This is a genomic window from Stenotrophomonas sp. P5_A8 (genome assembly GCF_056400545.1).
The window spans coordinates 1-14432 of the sequence record NZ_JBFULB010000079.1 but is presented as its reverse complement, the minus strand read 5'-3'; the positions used below and the strand labels follow the sequence as shown (position 1 = coordinate 14432).

At 67.7% G+C, this 14432-nt stretch carries 15 protein-coding genes; 12 read left to right on the top strand and 3 right to left on the bottom strand.

Translation table 11 applies throughout. The features are described 5' to 3' along the window. Both AC1DQP_RS08035 and AC1DQP_RS08030 read left to right on the top strand, forming a co-directional pair. A partial coding sequence (locus AC1DQP_RS08035) for a 3-oxoacyl-[acyl-carrier-protein] synthase III C-terminal domain-containing protein (protein WP_478051390.1) occupies window positions 1-262 on the top strand: 262 nt, incomplete at its 5' end. A 61-nt stretch (window positions 263-323) separates the two neighbouring features. Further along, window positions 324-1214, top strand: coding sequence for an alpha/beta fold hydrolase (locus AC1DQP_RS08030; protein ID WP_478051389.1), 891 nt, complete (start codon window positions 324-326; stop codon window positions 1212-1214). A gap of 137 nt (window positions 1215-1351) precedes the next feature. Here the strand turns inward: AC1DQP_RS08030 and AC1DQP_RS08025 are convergent, their stop codons facing one another. Further along, window positions 1352-1777, bottom strand: a complete 426-nt coding sequence (locus AC1DQP_RS08025; RefSeq protein ID WP_478051388.1) for a YkgJ family cysteine cluster protein — start codon at window positions 1775-1777, stop codon at window positions 1352-1354. Window positions 1778-1880: 103 nt separating this feature from the next. Here AC1DQP_RS08025 and oleC point away from each other — a divergent pair, with 103 nt between their 5' ends. The 3 genes from oleC (at window position 1881) to AC1DQP_RS08010 (ending at window position 4760) form a co-directional block, all read left to right on the top strand. Continuing rightward, on the top strand, window positions 1881-3536 hold the full coding sequence (oleC, locus tag AC1DQP_RS08020) for an olefin beta-lactone synthetase (protein ID WP_478051387.1): 1656 nt from the start codon (window positions 1881-1883) through the stop codon (window positions 3534-3536). Further along, on the top strand, window positions 3533-4543 hold the full coding sequence (gene oleD / locus AC1DQP_RS08015; protein ID WP_457318711.1) for a 2-alkyl-3-oxoalkanoate reductase: 1011 nt from the start codon (window positions 3533-3535) through the stop codon (window positions 4541-4543). Before oleC ends, oleD begins: the two co-directional genes overlap by 4 nt. Window positions 4544-4604: 61 nt before the next feature. Then, window positions 4605-4760 carry a DUF1328 domain-containing protein gene (locus AC1DQP_RS08010; RefSeq protein ID WP_038691201.1) on the top strand — a complete coding sequence of 52 codons (156 nt, stop codon included), beginning with the start codon at window positions 4605-4607 and terminating at the stop codon, window positions 4758-4760. Window positions 4761-4858: 98 nt separating this feature from the next. On the opposite strand, the gene ddlA is transcribed toward AC1DQP_RS08010, so the two are convergent. Beyond that, window positions 4859-5959 (bottom strand): D-alanine--D-alanine ligase, encoded by a 1101-nt coding sequence (gene ddlA / locus AC1DQP_RS08005; protein ID WP_457318709.1) that lies wholly within the window; start codon window positions 5957-5959, stop codon window positions 4859-4861. Between the two features lie 144 nt (window positions 5960-6103). On the opposite strand from ddlA, the gene AC1DQP_RS08000 reads away from it, so the two are divergent. Genes AC1DQP_RS08000 through AC1DQP_RS07985 form a run of 4 tightly spaced genes read left to right on the top strand, consistent with a single transcriptional unit; the run spans window position 6104 to window position 9773 of the window. After that, window positions 6104-6745: a ubiquinone biosynthesis accessory factor UbiJ gene (locus AC1DQP_RS08000; protein ID WP_256775270.1), complete on the top strand. Its 642-nt coding sequence runs from the start codon at window positions 6104-6106 to the stop codon at window positions 6743-6745. Continuing rightward, complete coding sequence (gene ubiB, locus AC1DQP_RS07995; protein ID WP_457318706.1) at window positions 6742-8400, top strand: ubiquinone biosynthesis regulatory protein kinase UbiB; 1659 nt, start codon at window positions 6742-6744, stop codon at window positions 8398-8400. Before AC1DQP_RS08000 ends, ubiB begins: the two co-directional genes overlap by 4 nt. A gap of 1 nt (window position 8401) precedes the next feature. Continuing rightward, complete coding sequence (locus AC1DQP_RS07990) at window positions 8402-8986, top strand: O-methyltransferase (RefSeq protein WP_457318705.1); 585 nt, start codon at window positions 8402-8404, stop codon at window positions 8984-8986. Window positions 8987-9041: 55 nt separating this feature from the next. Further along, window positions 9042-9773, top strand: coding sequence for a pseudouridine synthase (locus AC1DQP_RS07985; RefSeq protein ID WP_457318718.1), 732 nt, complete (start codon window positions 9042-9044; stop codon window positions 9771-9773). 229 nt (window positions 9774-10002) lie between these two features. Here AC1DQP_RS07985 and AC1DQP_RS07980 read toward each other — a convergent pair whose 3' ends face one another. Beyond that, window positions 10003-10563 carry a DUF2059 domain-containing protein gene (locus AC1DQP_RS07980; protein ID WP_457318704.1) on the bottom strand — a complete coding sequence of 187 codons (561 nt, stop codon included), beginning with the start codon at window positions 10561-10563 and terminating at the stop codon, window positions 10003-10005. A 139-nt stretch (window positions 10564-10702) separates the two neighbouring features. Between AC1DQP_RS07980 and arfB the strand changes: the two genes are divergently transcribed. The 3 genes from arfB to dcp all read left to right on the top strand — a co-directional run bounded on the left by arfB (window position 10703) and on the right by dcp (window position 14049). Then, complete coding sequence (gene arfB, locus AC1DQP_RS07975) at window positions 10703-11134, top strand: alternative ribosome rescue aminoacyl-tRNA hydrolase ArfB (protein ID WP_256775266.1); 432 nt, start codon at window positions 10703-10705, stop codon at window positions 11132-11134. A 46-nt stretch (window positions 11135-11180) separates the two neighbouring features. Then, on the top strand, window positions 11181-11741 hold the full coding sequence (locus tag AC1DQP_RS07970; protein ID WP_236546331.1) for a lysophospholipid acyltransferase family protein: 561 nt from the start codon (window positions 11181-11183) through the stop codon (window positions 11739-11741). A gap of 151 nt (window positions 11742-11892) precedes the next feature. After that, window positions 11893-14049 (top strand): peptidyl-dipeptidase Dcp, encoded by a 2157-nt coding sequence (dcp, locus tag AC1DQP_RS07965; RefSeq protein WP_256775265.1) that lies wholly within the window; start codon window positions 11893-11895, stop codon window positions 14047-14049. Window positions 14050-14432: the final 383 nt, after the last annotated feature.

Sequence of the window (14432 nt, the reverse complement as noted above, 5' to 3'; positions counted from 1 at the left end):
GGGCTGGGCGGTGGACGAACTGGACCAGTTCGTCATCCACCAGGTGAGCCAGCCGCACACCGCCGCGTTCATCAAGAACTTCGGCATCGACCCGAAGAAGGTCATGACCATCTTCGGCGAGCACGGCAACATCGGTCCGGCCTCGGTGCCGATCGTGCTGAGCAAGCTCAAGGAACTGGGCCGGCTGAAGAAGGGCGATCGCATCGCGCTGCTCGGTATCGGCTCGGGCCTGAACTGCTCGATGGCCGAAGTGGTCTGGTAACAAGACCGCTACGTTGAATCCAAGGGCCGGTACTACCGGCCCTTTTTACAGGTGCGATTGCATGCCCCAGCTTCCCGGTTACCCCGCTCATCCGCACCGCTTCGAGGTGCGCCCCGGCCTGTCGATGAACTATCTCGACGAAGGTCCGCGCGATGGCGAGGTGGTGGTGATGGTCCACGGCAACCCGTCGTGGAGCTATTACTGGCGCACGCTGGTGGCGGGGCTGTCGGACAAATACCGTTGCATCGTGCCCGACCACATCGGCATGGGCCTGTCGGACAAGCCCGATGACGCGCATTACGACTACACGCTGCAGTCGCGCGTGGACGATCTGGACGCGCTGCTCAGGCACCTGGGCATCATCGGCCCGGTGACCTTGGCCGTGCACGACTGGGGCGGCATGATCGGCTTTGGCTGGGCGCTGTCGCACCACGCGCAGGTCAAGCGCCTGGTGGTGCTCAACACGGCGGCATTCCCGATGCCGGCTGCGAAGAAAATGCCGTGGCAGATCGCGCTGGGCCGTCACTGGACGGTGGGGGAGTGGATCATCCGCACCTTCAACGCGTTCTCCGCCGGTGCCTCGTGGCTGGGCGTGGAGCGCAAGATGCCGGCCGACGTGCGCCGCGCATACGTGTCGCCGTACAACAGCTACGCCAACCGCATCAGCACCATCCGTTTCATGCAGGACATCCCCCTGTCGCCGGCCGACAAGGCGTGGTCGTTGCTGGAGCGCTCCGGCCAGACGTTGCCGTCGTACGCCGACCGCCCCGCCTTCATCGGCTGGGGCCTGCGCGACTTCGTGTTCGACCACCACTTCCTGGCCGGCTTCCAGGCCGCGCTGCCGCAGGCCGAGGTGCACGCCTTCGAGGATGCCGGGCATTACGTGCTGGAAGACAAGCACGAGGTGCTGGTGCCGAAGATCCGGGCGTTTTTGGACGCAAACCCGATTTGACCGGGGTGACGACCAACGGTCGTCACCTACCCAGCAACCGGTGGGTACCGACGTTTGATCGGGTCGGAACCCACCCGTAGAGCCGACCGTTGGTCGGCTGCCCTTCGCGCCGGGCCATCACCCCCGGACGCACACCCTCACGCCGCGATCGGCGCCTGCGGCGCCGGCGAGCTGCCGTTGTCGTCGGGATGATCATCGTCATTGTCCGCCGCGTCCCGCCAGCGCCAATCGGCCAGGGTCAGGGCCGGCATGCCGTGCGCAACCCGCGCTTTGTCACACTGTGGGCTGGCCTTGCCGTACTCCCACGAGGCGTCCACTTCGCGGCACACGCTGGGGCGGTTGGGGTGGATGCTGCAGCGCGAATAGACCCCGATCTCCGCATCCAGCGCCACGCAGTAGACCGGCTTGGACAGGGTGCCGCGCATGCACAGCCGGTGCGGGTCCAGCACCTGGGTCAGTTCGTGCGGCACGCCGCCGGGGGTGACCTCGTCCGATTCCATCCAGTGGAACGCCACACGGTACTGGGTGCAGCAGGCGCCGCAGGTGAGGMAGGGATGGGACATGGGGGACCGGCCTTGGGCGGCAATCGAGCAGGAGGGAAGGCCGCGAATTTTCCATGCCGTGGCCGCCCGCGCAAGATTTTTCTGCAGCGGCGACAATGAACGGATGAACGCCGCCACCAACATTGCCGCGCGCCTGCCCGAGCTGGCCCGTGAACGCCCCGACCAGATCGCCATCCGCTGCCCCGGAAAGCCCGGTGCAGGCGGCATGGCCGCCTACGACGTCACCCTCGATTACCGCACCCTCAACGCGCGCAGCGACGCCATGGCCGCCGGCCTGGCTGCCCACGGCATCGGCCGCGGTGTGCGCGCGGTGGTGATGGTGCGGCCCTCGCCGGAGTTCTTCCTGCTGATGTTCGCGTTGTTCAAGAACGGCGCAGTGCCGGTGCTGGTCGACCCCGGTATCGACAAGCGCGCCCTCAAACAGTGCCTGGACGAGGCGCAGCCGCAGGCCTTCATCGGCATCGGCCTGGCCCACGTGGCGCGGCTGGTGCTGCGCTGGTGCCCGGGAGCGAAGACCCTGGTGACCGTCGGCCGGCGCTGGGGCTGGGGCGGCACCACGCTGGCCCGGATCGAGGCCGAGGGCGCGCGCGCGCCGCAGCCGATGGCGTCCACCGAGGGCGACGACGTTGCCGCGATCCTGTTCACCAGTGGCTCCACCGGCGTGCCCAAGGGCGTGGTCTACCGCCACCGGCACTTCGTGGGCCAGGTGGAGCTGCTGCGGTCGGCCTTCGGCATGGAGCCCGGTGGCGTGGACCTGCCGACCTTCCCGCCGTTCGCCTTGTTCGATCCGGCGCTGGGCCTGACCTCGGTGATTCCGGACATGGACCCGACGCGCCCGGCCAAGGCCGACCCGCGCAAGCTGCTCGATGCGATCGCCCGCTTCGGGATCACCCAGCTGTTCGGTTCACCGGCGCTGATGCGGGTGCTGGCCGACCACGGCCAGCCGCTGACGGGCGTGCGCCGGGTGACCTCGGCCGGCGCGCCGGTGCCGCCGGACGTGGTCGCCCGGATCCGCCGTCTGCTGCCGGCCGACGCCGAGTTCTGGACGCCGTACGGCGCCACCGAGTGCCTGCCGGTGGCGGTGATCGAAGGCCGCGAGCTGGAAAGCACCCGCCAGGCCACCGAAGCCGGGGCCGGCACCTGCGTCGGGCGCGTGGTGGCGCCCAACCTGGTGCGCATCATCGCCATCGACGACGCGCCGCTGCCGGACTGGTCGCAGGTGCGTGAGGTGGGCGTGGGCGAGGTCGGCGAAATCACCGTGGCCGGTCCCACCGCGACCGACAGCTACTTCAACCGCCCGCAGGCCACTGCCGCGGCCAAGATCGGCGAAGTGCTCGCCGATGGCAGCGCGCGCGTAGTGCACCGCATGGGCGATGTCGGCTACTTCGATGCGCAGGGTCGGCTGTGGTTCTGCGGTCGCAAGACCCAGCGCCTGGAAACCGCGCAGGGGCCGATGTACACCGAACAGGTCGAACCGGTCTTCAATGCGCTCGACGGCATCGCCCGCACCGCGCTGGTCGGCGTCGGTGCGGCGGGTCGCCAGCGCCCGGTGCTGTGCGTGGAGCTGCAACCCGGCGGTGCCGATACCCCTGCGCTGCGCGAACGCCTGCGTCGCGAGGCCGATGCACACCCGCACACCCCCCGCATCGAACAGTTCCTGATGCATCCCGGCTTCCCGGTGGATATCCGCCACAACGCCAAGATCGGCCGCGAGAAGCTGGCTGTCTGGGCCGCAACCCACGTGGACACGCGCGCATGAGAATCCTGGTGACCGGTGGGGGTGGCTTCCTTGGGCAGGCGCTGTGCCGTGGGCTGGTGCAGCGGGGCCATCAGGTGCTCAGCTTCAACCGCGGCGACTATCCGCCGCTGGCCGCACTGGGCGTGGGCCAGATCCGCGGCGACCTGGCCGATGCCGATGCGGTGCGCCACGCGGTGGCCGGGGTCGATGCCGTGTTCCACAACGGCGCCAAGGCCGGCGCGTGGGGCAGTTATGACAGCTATTTCCAGGCCAACGTGGTCGGCACCGACAACGTGATCGCTGCCTGCCGCGCGCATGGCGTGGGCAAGCTGGTCTACACCTCCACGCCGAGCGTGACCCATCGCGCCACCCACCCGGTGGAAGGCCTGGGCGCCGATGAAGTGCCCTACGGCGAAGACTTCCAGGCGCCGTATGCGGCCACCAAGACCCTTGCCGAGCAGCGCGTGCTGGCCGCCAACGATGCCACCCTGGCCACCGTGGCACTGCGCCCGCGGCTGATCTGGGGGCCGGGCGACCAGCAGCTGGTGCCGCGCCTGGCCGAGCGTGCGCGCGCCGGTCGGCTGCGCTTTGTCGGGGACGGCAGCAATCTGGTCGATACCACCTACATCGACAACGCTGCGCTGGCGCACTTCCTTGCCTTCGAACACCTTGCCCCGGGCGCGGCGTGCGCGGGCAAGGCGTACTTCATCTCCAACGGCGAACCGCTGCCGATGAAGGAACTGCTCAACAAGCTGCTGGCTGCGGTCGGCGCGCCAGCGGTGCACAAGTCGATCAGCTTCAAGACCGCCTATCGCATCGGCGCGGTGGCCGAGCGGCTGTGGCCGCTGTTGCGCCTGCGCGGCGAACCGCCGATGACCCGCTTCCTTGCCGAGCAGCTGTGCACCCCACATTGGTACAGCATGGCGCCGGCGCGTCGGGACTTCGGCTACGTGCCGCAGGTGAGCATTGACGAAGGCCTCACGAGGCTGAAGTCTTCATCGCACGCACAGGACGCCATCACTTCCTGAACACCGCGGTTTGGTGAAGATTGCAGCACGCCAATCCGGCACGCATTACGCGAGGATCGACATGCTGCATTACGCCGTTATCTTTTTTGTCATCGCCATCATCGCGGCGGTGCTTGGCTTCTCCGGCATCGCCGGTGCCGCCAGCAACATCGCCTGGATCCTGTTCGTGGTCTTCCTGATCCTGGCGGTGGTGTCGATGTTCCGCAAGCGAGGCTAGTCCGCCGGGCAGCCCGCGCTCCCTCTCTCCGGCGCGGGTTGCCCAGCCATTGCCTTGTGACGGCCCGGCGTGCGAAAGCGCGTCGGGCCGTCGCCGTATCAGGCGGTGATCGAGCTGCGCAGCGCCTGCTCCTGCGCATGCCGTTGCAGGGCCAGGTCCAGAAGGCGGCTGATCAGGGCCGTGTAATCGAGCCCACTGGCCGCCCACAATTTGGGATACATGCTGATTCGGGTGAAGCCCGGCAGGGTGTTGATCTCGTTGATGACCACCTCGCCAGCAGGGGTCAGGAATACATCCACCCGCGCCAGACCGGCGCAATCCAGCGCCTGATAGGCGCGCACCGCGATGTCGCCGATGCGCTGCTGGTCGGCGTCGCTGATGGCCGCCGGCACCACCACGTCCGCACCGGTCTCGCTGATGTATTTGGTGTCATATGAGTAGAACGCGTCGTGCAGCACCACCTCGCCGCACACGCTGGCCTCGGGGCGGTCGTTGCCCAGTACCGCGCACTCGATCTCGCGGCCGTCGATGGCCGTCTCCACCAGCGCCTTGTGGTCATAGGACAGCGCCAGCGCGAGAGCCTCATGAAATTCCCGCGCGCTGTCCACCTTGCTCACCCCGACCGACGAGCCCTGGTTGGCCGGTTTGACGAACAGCGGCGAGCCCAGCTGCGCGACCAGCGCGGCGTAGTCGGCGTTGGCTGCGCTGGCCCGGTTGAAGCAGGCGAACGGTGCCACCGCCAGCCCGGCGTCGCGCAGCAGGCGCTTGGCCACGTCCTTGTCCATCGCCACCGCCGAGCCGAGTACGCCGGAGCCCACGAACGGCAGGTTGGCCATGCGCAGCAGGCCCTGCAGCGAGCCGTCCTCGCCCAGCGTGCCGTGCACGATGGGGAACACGACATCGATCTGCTCCAGTGCGGTGGCCGGATCGGTCGGCACCAGCTGCTGGCGCGCCACCCCGGGGCGCACGGCCACCGCAATGCCCGAGCGGTTCAGGGCGATCCGCGCCGGGTCATCGGCGTGCAGCAGGAAGGCCTGCGGGTCGCTGACATGCCACTGGCCCTGCTTGTCGATCCCGATCAGGGTCACGTCGAAGCGCGTCTTGTCCAATGCGTCCACGATGTTCCTGGCCGACTGCAGTGACACTTCGTGTTCGGCCGAACGGCCACCGAAAATGATGCCTACCCGGGTCTTGCCCATGCCTGTTGCCGCTCCTGCGCCTGGTGTGTGGGTCCATAGCATGAACCGGTCAGCGGCCTGCAGTGGAACCGGCCTTCATGCTCGCGTCAGCCTCGGCGCACGTACGGCGGTCCGGCGCTGCCATGGGCCGAGTAGAATGCAGCGATGGCCCGTTCCTTCCTCAGTTCCCTCAAACCGCTGGCCGGCAATGCGCTGCAGCTGGCGCTCAACCGCGCGCTGGCGCTGGACCCGGACACGCGCAGCGCGCTGGGTGCGCTGGATGGCCGGCACATTGCGCTGACCCTGGAATCCCCTTCGCTGGCGATGCGTATCGGGGTCGACGGTGAGCGCCTGACCGTGGGCCCGGTGGATGCGCAGCAGGAGCCGGACCTGGCCGTGCGCAGCACCCTGGGCGGCGTGCTTGCGCAGCTGCCGTTCCTGGCCAATGCGCGCCGCGGCGGTGACGCCCCGGCCGGGCGGGTCAAGGTCTCCGGCGATGCCGAGCTGGCCCGGCGCCTGCAGCAGTTGGCCAGCCGTTTCGATCCGGACTGGCAGCAGCCGTTCGTGCGCGTGTTCGGCGAGGTGCTGGGCGTGCAGATCGCCAACAGCCTGCGCTCGGCGCTGCAGCATGCGCGCCGTGGCGCGTCCGACCTGGCGCACAGCGCCGCCGAATATGTCACCGAGGAGTCCCGCGACGTGGTACCGCGAGCAGAACTGGAAGCCTTCCACGACGACGTGGATGTGATGCGCGACGATGTGGAACGCATCGCCGCCCGGGTACAGCGCCTGCGCCAGGTGCGCGCATGAAGGCGATGTTCCGCGCCACCCGCATCGGCCGGGTGATCCTGCGCTACCGCCTGGATGATCTGCTGCAGGACACCCCGCTGGAGCGCTGGCTGCGCCTGGCCAAGCCGTTCGTGCCGCGCGCCTCGGCCGATATCGCCGCGCAGTCGCGCGGTGCCCGGCTGCGCCTGGCGCTGCAGGACCTCGGCCCCATCTTCGTCAAGTTCGGGCAGATCCTGTCCACCCGCCGCGACCTGATCCCGGCCGATGTGGCCAACGAGCTGACCCTGCTGCAGGACCGGGTCAAGCCGTTTGACGGCGCGACCGCCCAGCGCATCGTCGAGCAGGCGCTCGGCCGCCCGGTCAGCGAGGCGTTCGCCAGCTTCGACCTGCAGCCGCTGGCCTCGGCCTCGATCGCCCAGGTCCACGCGGCCACGCTGGCCGACGGCCGCCAGGTGGTGGTCAAGGTGCTGCGCCCGGATATCGAACGGCAGATCGATGCCGACATCGCGCTGCTCACCTCGGCCGCTGCGCTGGTCGAGCGCGCCCATCCGCGCGCCGACAAGATCCGCCCGCGCGAAGTGGTGGCCGAGGTCGAGAACACCCTGGCCGCCGAGCTTGACCTGCAACGCGAAGGCGCCAACGCCAGCGTGCTGCGCCGCAACTGGATGGATTCGGACGACCTGTACGTTCCGGAAGTGATCTGGAGCCACACCGCCGAGCGCGCGCTGACCCTGGAGCGGGTGTGGGGCATTCCGTCGGATGATATCGTCGCGCTGGACAAGGCCGGCATCGACCGCAAGGCGCTGGCGGCCAAGGGCGTGCGGGTGTTCTACACGCAGGTGTTCCGCGACAACTTCTTCCACGCCGATGCGCACGCCGGCAACATCTGGGTCGACCTCGATCCGGCGCGCCGCGACAACCCGCGCTTCATCGCGCTGGACTTCGGCATCATGGGCCAGCTCTCGCAGGAGGATCAGTACTACCTGGCCGAGAACTTCATGGCGATCTTCAACAAGGATTACCGGCGCATGGCCGAGCTCCACGTTGAAGCGGGCTGGATGCCGGGCAACGTGCGTATCGACGAGCTGGAAGCGGCGGCGCGTTCGGTGTGCGAACCCTACTTCACCCGGCCGCTGTCGCAGATTTCGCTGGCCGAGGTGCTGATCAAGCTGTTCCGCGTGGCCCAGCGCTATGAACTGACCCTGCAGCCGCAGCTGATCCTGCTGCAGAAGACCCTGCTCAACATCGAAGGCGTCGGCCGCCAGCTCGATCCGGAACTGGACATCTGGGCGGTGGCCCGGCCGGTGCTCGAACGCATCCTGCGCGAGCGTTACAGCCCGCGCCGGGTACTGAAGGAGCTGCGCAAGCGGCTGCCGGAAATCATGACCCACACCCCGGACATGCCGCGCCTGGTACACGCCTGGCTGAAGCAGCAGGTGGAAGGCGGACACGAGCTGTCGATGCGCTCGCAGGACCTGGTCGCGCTCAACACCAACCTGCAGAAGCTGCAGAAGCGCGCGGTCGCCGCGATCGCCGGTGTCGGCCTGCTGATCGTCGCGGCGGTGCTGTACGGCATGCAGCCGGGCGGCTGGTACTTCGGTGATGCACCGGTGTGGAGCTGGGTGAGTGGCGCGGCCGGTCTGTTCTCGTTGGCCAGCGCGTGGTGGCGCCGCTGAGATGACGCTGCAGGCACTGAAGGACGAACTGGCCCGGTTCGGCGCCGACCACGATGCCAGCCATACCGAGCGTGCCCAGCGCATGCTCAACATCACCCCGGACACCGGCGAGCTGCTGGGTGTGCTGGTGCGTGCCACCGGCGCGCGGCGGGTGCTGGAGATCGGCACCTCCAACGGCTATTCCACGCTGTGGCTGGCCGAGGCCGCTGCGGCTGTCGGCGGGCAGGTCACCACGCTGGAGTACGCCGCCGACAAGATCGCCCTGGCGACGGCCACCTTCGCGCGCAGCGGCCTGGCCGCGCAGATCGAGCTTATCCACATCGATGCGGGTGTGTGGCTGGGTGCCGCAGCCGAGGCCAGCATCGACCTGCTGTTCCTGGATTCCGAACGCAGCCAGTACCTGGGCTGGTGGCCGGACCTGCGTCGCGTGCTGCGTCCCGGTGGCTTGCTGGTGGTCGACAATGCCGTCTCGCATGCCGAACAGATGGCGGCCTTCGAGGCACAGGTACGCCGCGATCCGCAGTTCCATTGCGTGCGGGTGCCGATCGGCAACGGCGAACTGATCGCGGTGCGTGACGTCGCCTGAATCGCCTTTGTTGGCGCTGCCTGCAGTGGGCGGGGATAATCGGTCGGTGAACGACATCGATACCGACACCGCAACCGACCTCGCGCCCGCAGTGGCGCCCCTGCAGTTGCTGCACCTGGACGACCGCCTGGCCGTGGTCAACAAGCCCGCCGGGCTGATGGTCCACGACAGCAAGCTGGCCCGTGGCGAAGACGACTTCCTTGCCGACCGCCTGCGCGACCAGCTCGGCAAGCCGATCTTCCTGGTCCACCGGCTCGACCGCGCCACCAGCGGCTGCCTGCTGCTGGCCTTCGACCGCGAAAGCGCCAGCGTGCTCGGCAAAGCGCTGATGGGCGGCGATGTGACCAAGGATTACCTGGCGATCTGCCGTGGCTGGCCGGCCGAAGACATCTTCACCGTCGACCATGACCTCGATGGCGGCCCCGGCAAGCCGGTGAAGAAGCAGGCCATCACCCATTTCCAGCGGGTGGCCGTGGGCGAGATCGCCGTGCCGGTGGGCGAGTTCGAGACCTCGCGCTATGCGCTGCTGCGCTGCCAACCGCAGACCGGCCGCTTCCGTCAGATCCGCCGCCACCTCAAGCACCTGTCCCACCACCTGATCGGCGACACCAGCCATGGCGATGGCCGCCACAACCGCAGTTTCCGCATGCAGGGCATCCACCGCATGCTGCTGCACGCCGAACGCCTGCGGTTCCCACACCCCGATGGCACCGCGATGGACGTCAGCGCGCCGGCGGAGGGGGAGTTCCGCAAGGCGATGGATCTGTTCGGCTGGGACGCGGCCTGACCCGCGTAGAGCCGACCGTTGGTCGGCTGCCTTACATGCGGTGCCCGGGACATCTGCAGCCGACCAACGGTCGGCATGCTTTACATGTGGTGCCCGGGATCGTGCAGCCGACCAACGGTCGGCATGCTTTACATGCGGTGCCCGGGATATCTGCAGCCGACCAACGGTCGGCATGCTTTACATGCGGTGCCCGGGATCGTGCAGCCGACCAACGGTCGGCTCTACGGGGTCACTTCTTCGCCGGGGCCGGCTTCTCGTTCATGATTTCCTCCAGGTCCTTCTGCAGGTCCACGAACAGCGGCTGCATCTTTTCCTGGATGGCCACCATCACGTTCTGCATCAGCGCCGGGGTCTTGTCGAGCAGACTCTGTCCGGCCGAGCTCTCGTAGAACTCGGCCATCGCCAGCACGTCTTCCTTGCTGAAGCTCTTCTTGTAGAGGTCCACGTACATCGGCCGCAGCTGCTGCCAGGACAGCGCCTGGCGGATGGTCTGGGTGGTGCGTGCCTCCATGCGCTTCATCTGTTCCTGCTGCTGCGCATCGAGCTGGCGCTGCTGGGCGACCTGCTGGAACTGCTGGCGCTGCATCGCCTCGATCTGCGGCAGCATGCTGTCCAGCATGGTCTGCGCGCGCGAGGCGGCCAGCAGCCGGTTGATGTCGGCATCGGACGGCGGCGCGGCGATGGCCGGGGCCACGGCGGCAAGGCCCAGGGCGAGTACCAGGCCCAGGCGGATCAGGCCACGACGGGGACGGGTCGGGCCGGTAAGGGTCAGCGGACGGATCGAAAGCATGTGCGGAGCATCCTGCGTTGCATGGAGTCCCGAGGATACCCGCCGGGATGTCATCAGGCTGCATTTTGCGGACGTTATCGGCGTCATCGGGGATGTTGGGCTCACCCTCGGCACGCGTCCTGCCTTTACAATGCCGCCCATGGGTACCGGACCAGTCACCGTCAGCGCACATCTGTCGATTCCCGACGCGGAAATCGTCGAGCGTTTCGTGCGCGCCAGTGGCGCCGGCGGGCAGAACGTCAACAAGGTGTCCACCGCGGTGGAACTGCGTTTCGACGTGGCCGGCTCGCCGTCGCTGCCCGAACCGTTGCGCTCGCGCCTGTTGGCCCGGCGCGACCGACGCATGACCGGCGAGGGCGTGCTGGTCATCGATGCCCAGCGTTTTCGCACCCAGGACCGCAACCGCGAGGATGCGCGCGAGCGCCTGGCCGAGTTCATCCAGGCCAGCCTCAGCGTGCCCAAGCCGCGCGTGGCCACCAAGCCGTCGTACGGGGCGAAGCTGCGCCGCCTGGATGAAAAAAAGGGCCGCGCGCAGATCAAGCGCGGCCGCACCACACGCAATTGGGAGTGATTGCTTGAACAACCGAAGTCCGCTGTTGCCGGCCGTTCCGCCCAACATGCCGCAGGTCAAACCCAACCGCTTCCTCCGCTGGCTGGCGCGCTGCACGTTGCGCCTGGGTGGCTGGAAAGTGGTGGGCACCTTCCCGGACGTGCCCAAGCTGGTCTTCATCATTGCCCCGCACTCCTCCAACTGGGACGGGTTCTGGGGCATGGCGGCCAAGATCGCGCTGGGCATGCAGGTCAAGGTGCTGGGCAAGGCCTCGTTGTTCTGGTGGCCGCTGTCGCCGCTGCTGCGCGCCCTGGGCGTGATCCCGCTGGACCGCAGCTCGCCGCAGGGCACGGTGGAACAGGCGGTCAGCCTGATCCGCGGCTCCGAACGCATGTGGTATGCGATCACCCCCGAAGGCACCCGCAAGGCGGTGACGCACTGGAAGGCCGGGTTCCTGAAGATCGCGCGGATGGCCGACGTGCCGGTGCTGGCGGCTTACTTCCATTACCCGGAAAAGACCATCGGGATCGGCCCGCTGTTTTATTCCACCGGCGATGATGCCGCCGACATGGCCGCCATCCGCGACTACTACCGGCCCTGGCAGGGCAAGAACCGCGGCACCGTCTGAGGCCGGACCGGGCCGGGAGACGCCGGCCCCGTTCACGGCGGGCGCCGCACAGCCATGCGCCACGTCCGGCACATGCCGCTTCCGGGCAATCGGAGTAGGGTGATCGGCTGCGGTTTTCCGCAGCCGCATCCCATTCCAAGGAGCCCGTTTCATGTCGCGTACCGTAGTTTTGGCCGCTGCCATCAGCCTGGCGCTGGCGGCTTGTTCCGGCAAGGAGTCCACCCCCGTGACCGATACCCCGACCCCCGCCGCGCAACAGCCGGCCGATGCGTCCACCAACCCCCTGTTGAGCGCCAGCACGCTGCCGTTCCAGGCGCCGCCGTTCGACAAGATCAAGGACAGTGACTACCTGCCGGCCTTCAATGAAGGCATGAAGCAGCACCTGGCCGAAGTCCGCAAGATCGCCGACAACCCCGAACCGGCCACCTTCGACAACACCGTCGAAGCGCTGGAGCGCAGCGGCGAAACCCTGACCCGCGTGTCGCGCATCTTCTTCGGCCTGGTCCAGGCCGATACCAACGAGGCGCGCCAGAAGATCCAGGAAGAAGTCGCCCCGAAGCTGGCCGACCACCAGGACGAGATCAACCTCGACCCGAAGCTGTTCGCCCGCATCAAGAGCGTCTACGACCAGCGCCAGTCGCTGGGCCTGGACCCGGTGCAGCTGCGCCTGGTCGAGCGTGACTACCAGGAATTCGTGCGTGCCGGCGCGCAGTTGAACGATGCCGACAAGGCCTCGCTGCGCAAGCTCAACGTGGAAGAAACCACGCTGGCCACCCAGTTCCACACCCGCCTGGTGGCCGCCACCGCCGCCGGTGCGGTGGTGGTCGATGACAAGGCCAAGCTGGCCGGCCTGGACGAGGATGCGATCAACACCGCCGCCGCCGATGCCAAGGACCGCAAGCTGGACGGCAAGTACGTGCTGCCGCTGCAGAACACCACCCAGCAGCCGGTACTGGCCTCGCTGAGCGACCGCGACCAGCGCGCCGCCGTGCTCAAGGCCTCCGAAACCCGCGCCGAGAAGGGCGATGCCAACGACACCCGGCAGACCGTACAGCGGCTGGCCCAGCTGCGTGCGCAGAAGGCCAAGCTGCTCGGCTTCGACAACTACGCCGCCTACAGCCTGGCCGACCAGATGGCCAAGACCCCGGCCGCCGCGCTCAAGCTGCTGACTGACACCGTGCCGGCAGCCACCGCCAAGGCGCGTGGCGAGATCGGCGAAATGCAGAAAGTGATCGACGCCCAGAAGGGCGGTTTCAAGCTGGCCGCGTCCGACTGGGACTTCTACGCCGAACAGGTGCGCAAGGCGCAGTACGACCTGGACGAGTCGCAGATCAAGCCGTACTTCGAGCTGGACAACGTGCTGCAGAACGGCGTCTTCTACGCCGCCACCCAGCTGTACGGCATCACCTTCAAGCCGCGCACCGATATCCCGACCTACCACGCGGACATGAAGGTCTACGAGGTGTTCGACAAGGACGGCACGTCGCTGGCGCTGTTCTACACCGACTACTTCAAGCGTGACAGCAAGTCCGGTGGCGCCTGGATGGACGTGTTCGTCGAACAGGACGGCCTGACCGGTGCCAAGCCGGTGGTCTACAACGTGTGCAACTTCACCAAGCCCGCCGCCGGCCAGCCCGCGCTGCTCAGCTTCGATGATGTGACCACGATGTTCCATGAGTTCGGCCACGCGCTGCATGGCATGTTCTCCAAGGTGAAGTACCCGTCCATCGCAGGCACCAGCACCTCGCGCGACTTCGTCGAGTTCCCCTCGCAGTTCAACGAGCATTGGGCGCTGGACCCGAAGGTGTTCGCCAACTACGCCAAGAACTACAAGACCGGTGAGCCGATGCCGCAGGCGCTGGTCGACAAGATCCTCAAGGCGCGCACCTTCAACCAGGGCTATGCGACCACCGAGTACCTGTCGGCGGCGCTGCTCGACCTGGCCTGGCACACCCAGCCGGCCGACGCGCCGCTGCAGGACGTGGCCCCGTTCGAAGCGGCGGCGCTGAAGAAGTTCAAGGTCGACCTGCCGCAGGTGCCGCCGCGTTACCGCACCACCTACTTCGACCACATCTGGGGCGGTGGCTATTCGGCCGGTTACTACGCCTACTTCTGGGCCGAGGTGCTGGACCATGATGCTTTCGAGTGGTTCAAGGAGCATGGCGGCCTGACCCCGGAGAACGGGCAGGTGTTCCGCGACAAGATCCTCTCGCGCGGCAACAGCGTGGAACTTGCCGATCTGTACCGCGAGTTCCGCGGCAAGGATCCGTCGGTGGAACCGCTGCTGGTCAACCGCGGGCTGAAGTAAGGGCGCGAACGATAGGGGTGGGTGCCGACCGTGGGTCGGTACACCGCCTGCCGGCGCAGGCTGAAAACGAAAACGGCAGGGGAAACCCTGCCGTTTTCTTTTGGACGGCGGCTTCGCCGGGGGCTGCCGCGCGCTCGAGGGCCCCGTAGCGACCGGTAGGCCCCTGGCGCAAATGTCCCCCGGCCTGGCGGCCTCCTCCTTGATTTTGCCCAGGSGCCTACCGGCCGCTACGGGGCTCGGCTTGCGGTRAKCARRTAGAAGCCARGCGTTTTGACGCTGGTCGGTGGGTCGGGCRCTGGGCCCCATGCCCTTGGAGGCGAAATAAAGGAGGAGGGGGCGGCCGMAGGCCGACACCGGGGGACATTCGCCGGAAAGGGCATGGG

Coding starts and splice junctions, on each gene's coding strand:
- AC1DQP_RS07980 (WP_457318704.1), bottom strand. CDS start 10,563: ATGCTTTCGATCCGTCCGCTGACCCTTACCGGCCCGACCCGTCCCCGT.
- dcp (WP_256775265.1), top strand. CDS start 11,893: ATGTCGCGTACCGTAGTTTTGGCCGCTGCCATCAGCCTGGCGCTGGCG.
- oleD (WP_457318711.1), top strand. CDS start 3,533: ATGAGAATCCTGGTGACCGGTGGGGGTGGCTTCCTTGGGCAGGCGCTG.
- AC1DQP_RS07990 (WP_457318705.1), top strand. CDS start 8,402: ATGACGCTGCAGGCACTGAAGGACGAACTGGCCCGGTTCGGCGCCGAC.
- ubiB (WP_457318706.1), top strand. CDS start 6,742: ATGAAGGCGATGTTCCGCGCCACCCGCATCGGCCGGGTGATCCTGCGC.
- ddlA (WP_457318709.1), bottom strand. CDS start 5,959: ATGGGCAAGACCCGGGTAGGCATCATTTTCGGTGGCCGTTCGGCCGAA.
- oleC (WP_478051387.1), top strand. CDS start 1,881: ATGAACGCCGCCACCAACATTGCCGCGCGCCTGCCCGAGCTGGCCCGT.
- AC1DQP_RS08000 (WP_256775270.1), top strand. CDS start 6,104: ATGGCCCGTTCCTTCCTCAGTTCCCTCAAACCGCTGGCCGGCAATGCG.
- arfB (WP_256775266.1), top strand. CDS start 10,703: ATGGGTACCGGACCAGTCACCGTCAGCGCACATCTGTCGATTCCCGAC.
- AC1DQP_RS07970 (WP_236546331.1), top strand. CDS start 11,181: ATGCCGCAGGTCAAACCCAACCGCTTCCTCCGCTGGCTGGCGCGCTGC.
- AC1DQP_RS08010 (WP_038691201.1), top strand. CDS start 4,605: ATGCTGCATTACGCCGTTATCTTTTTTGTCATCGCCATCATCGCGGCG.
- AC1DQP_RS08030 (WP_478051389.1), top strand. CDS start 324: ATGCCCCAGCTTCCCGGTTACCCCGCTCATCCGCACCGCTTCGAGGTG.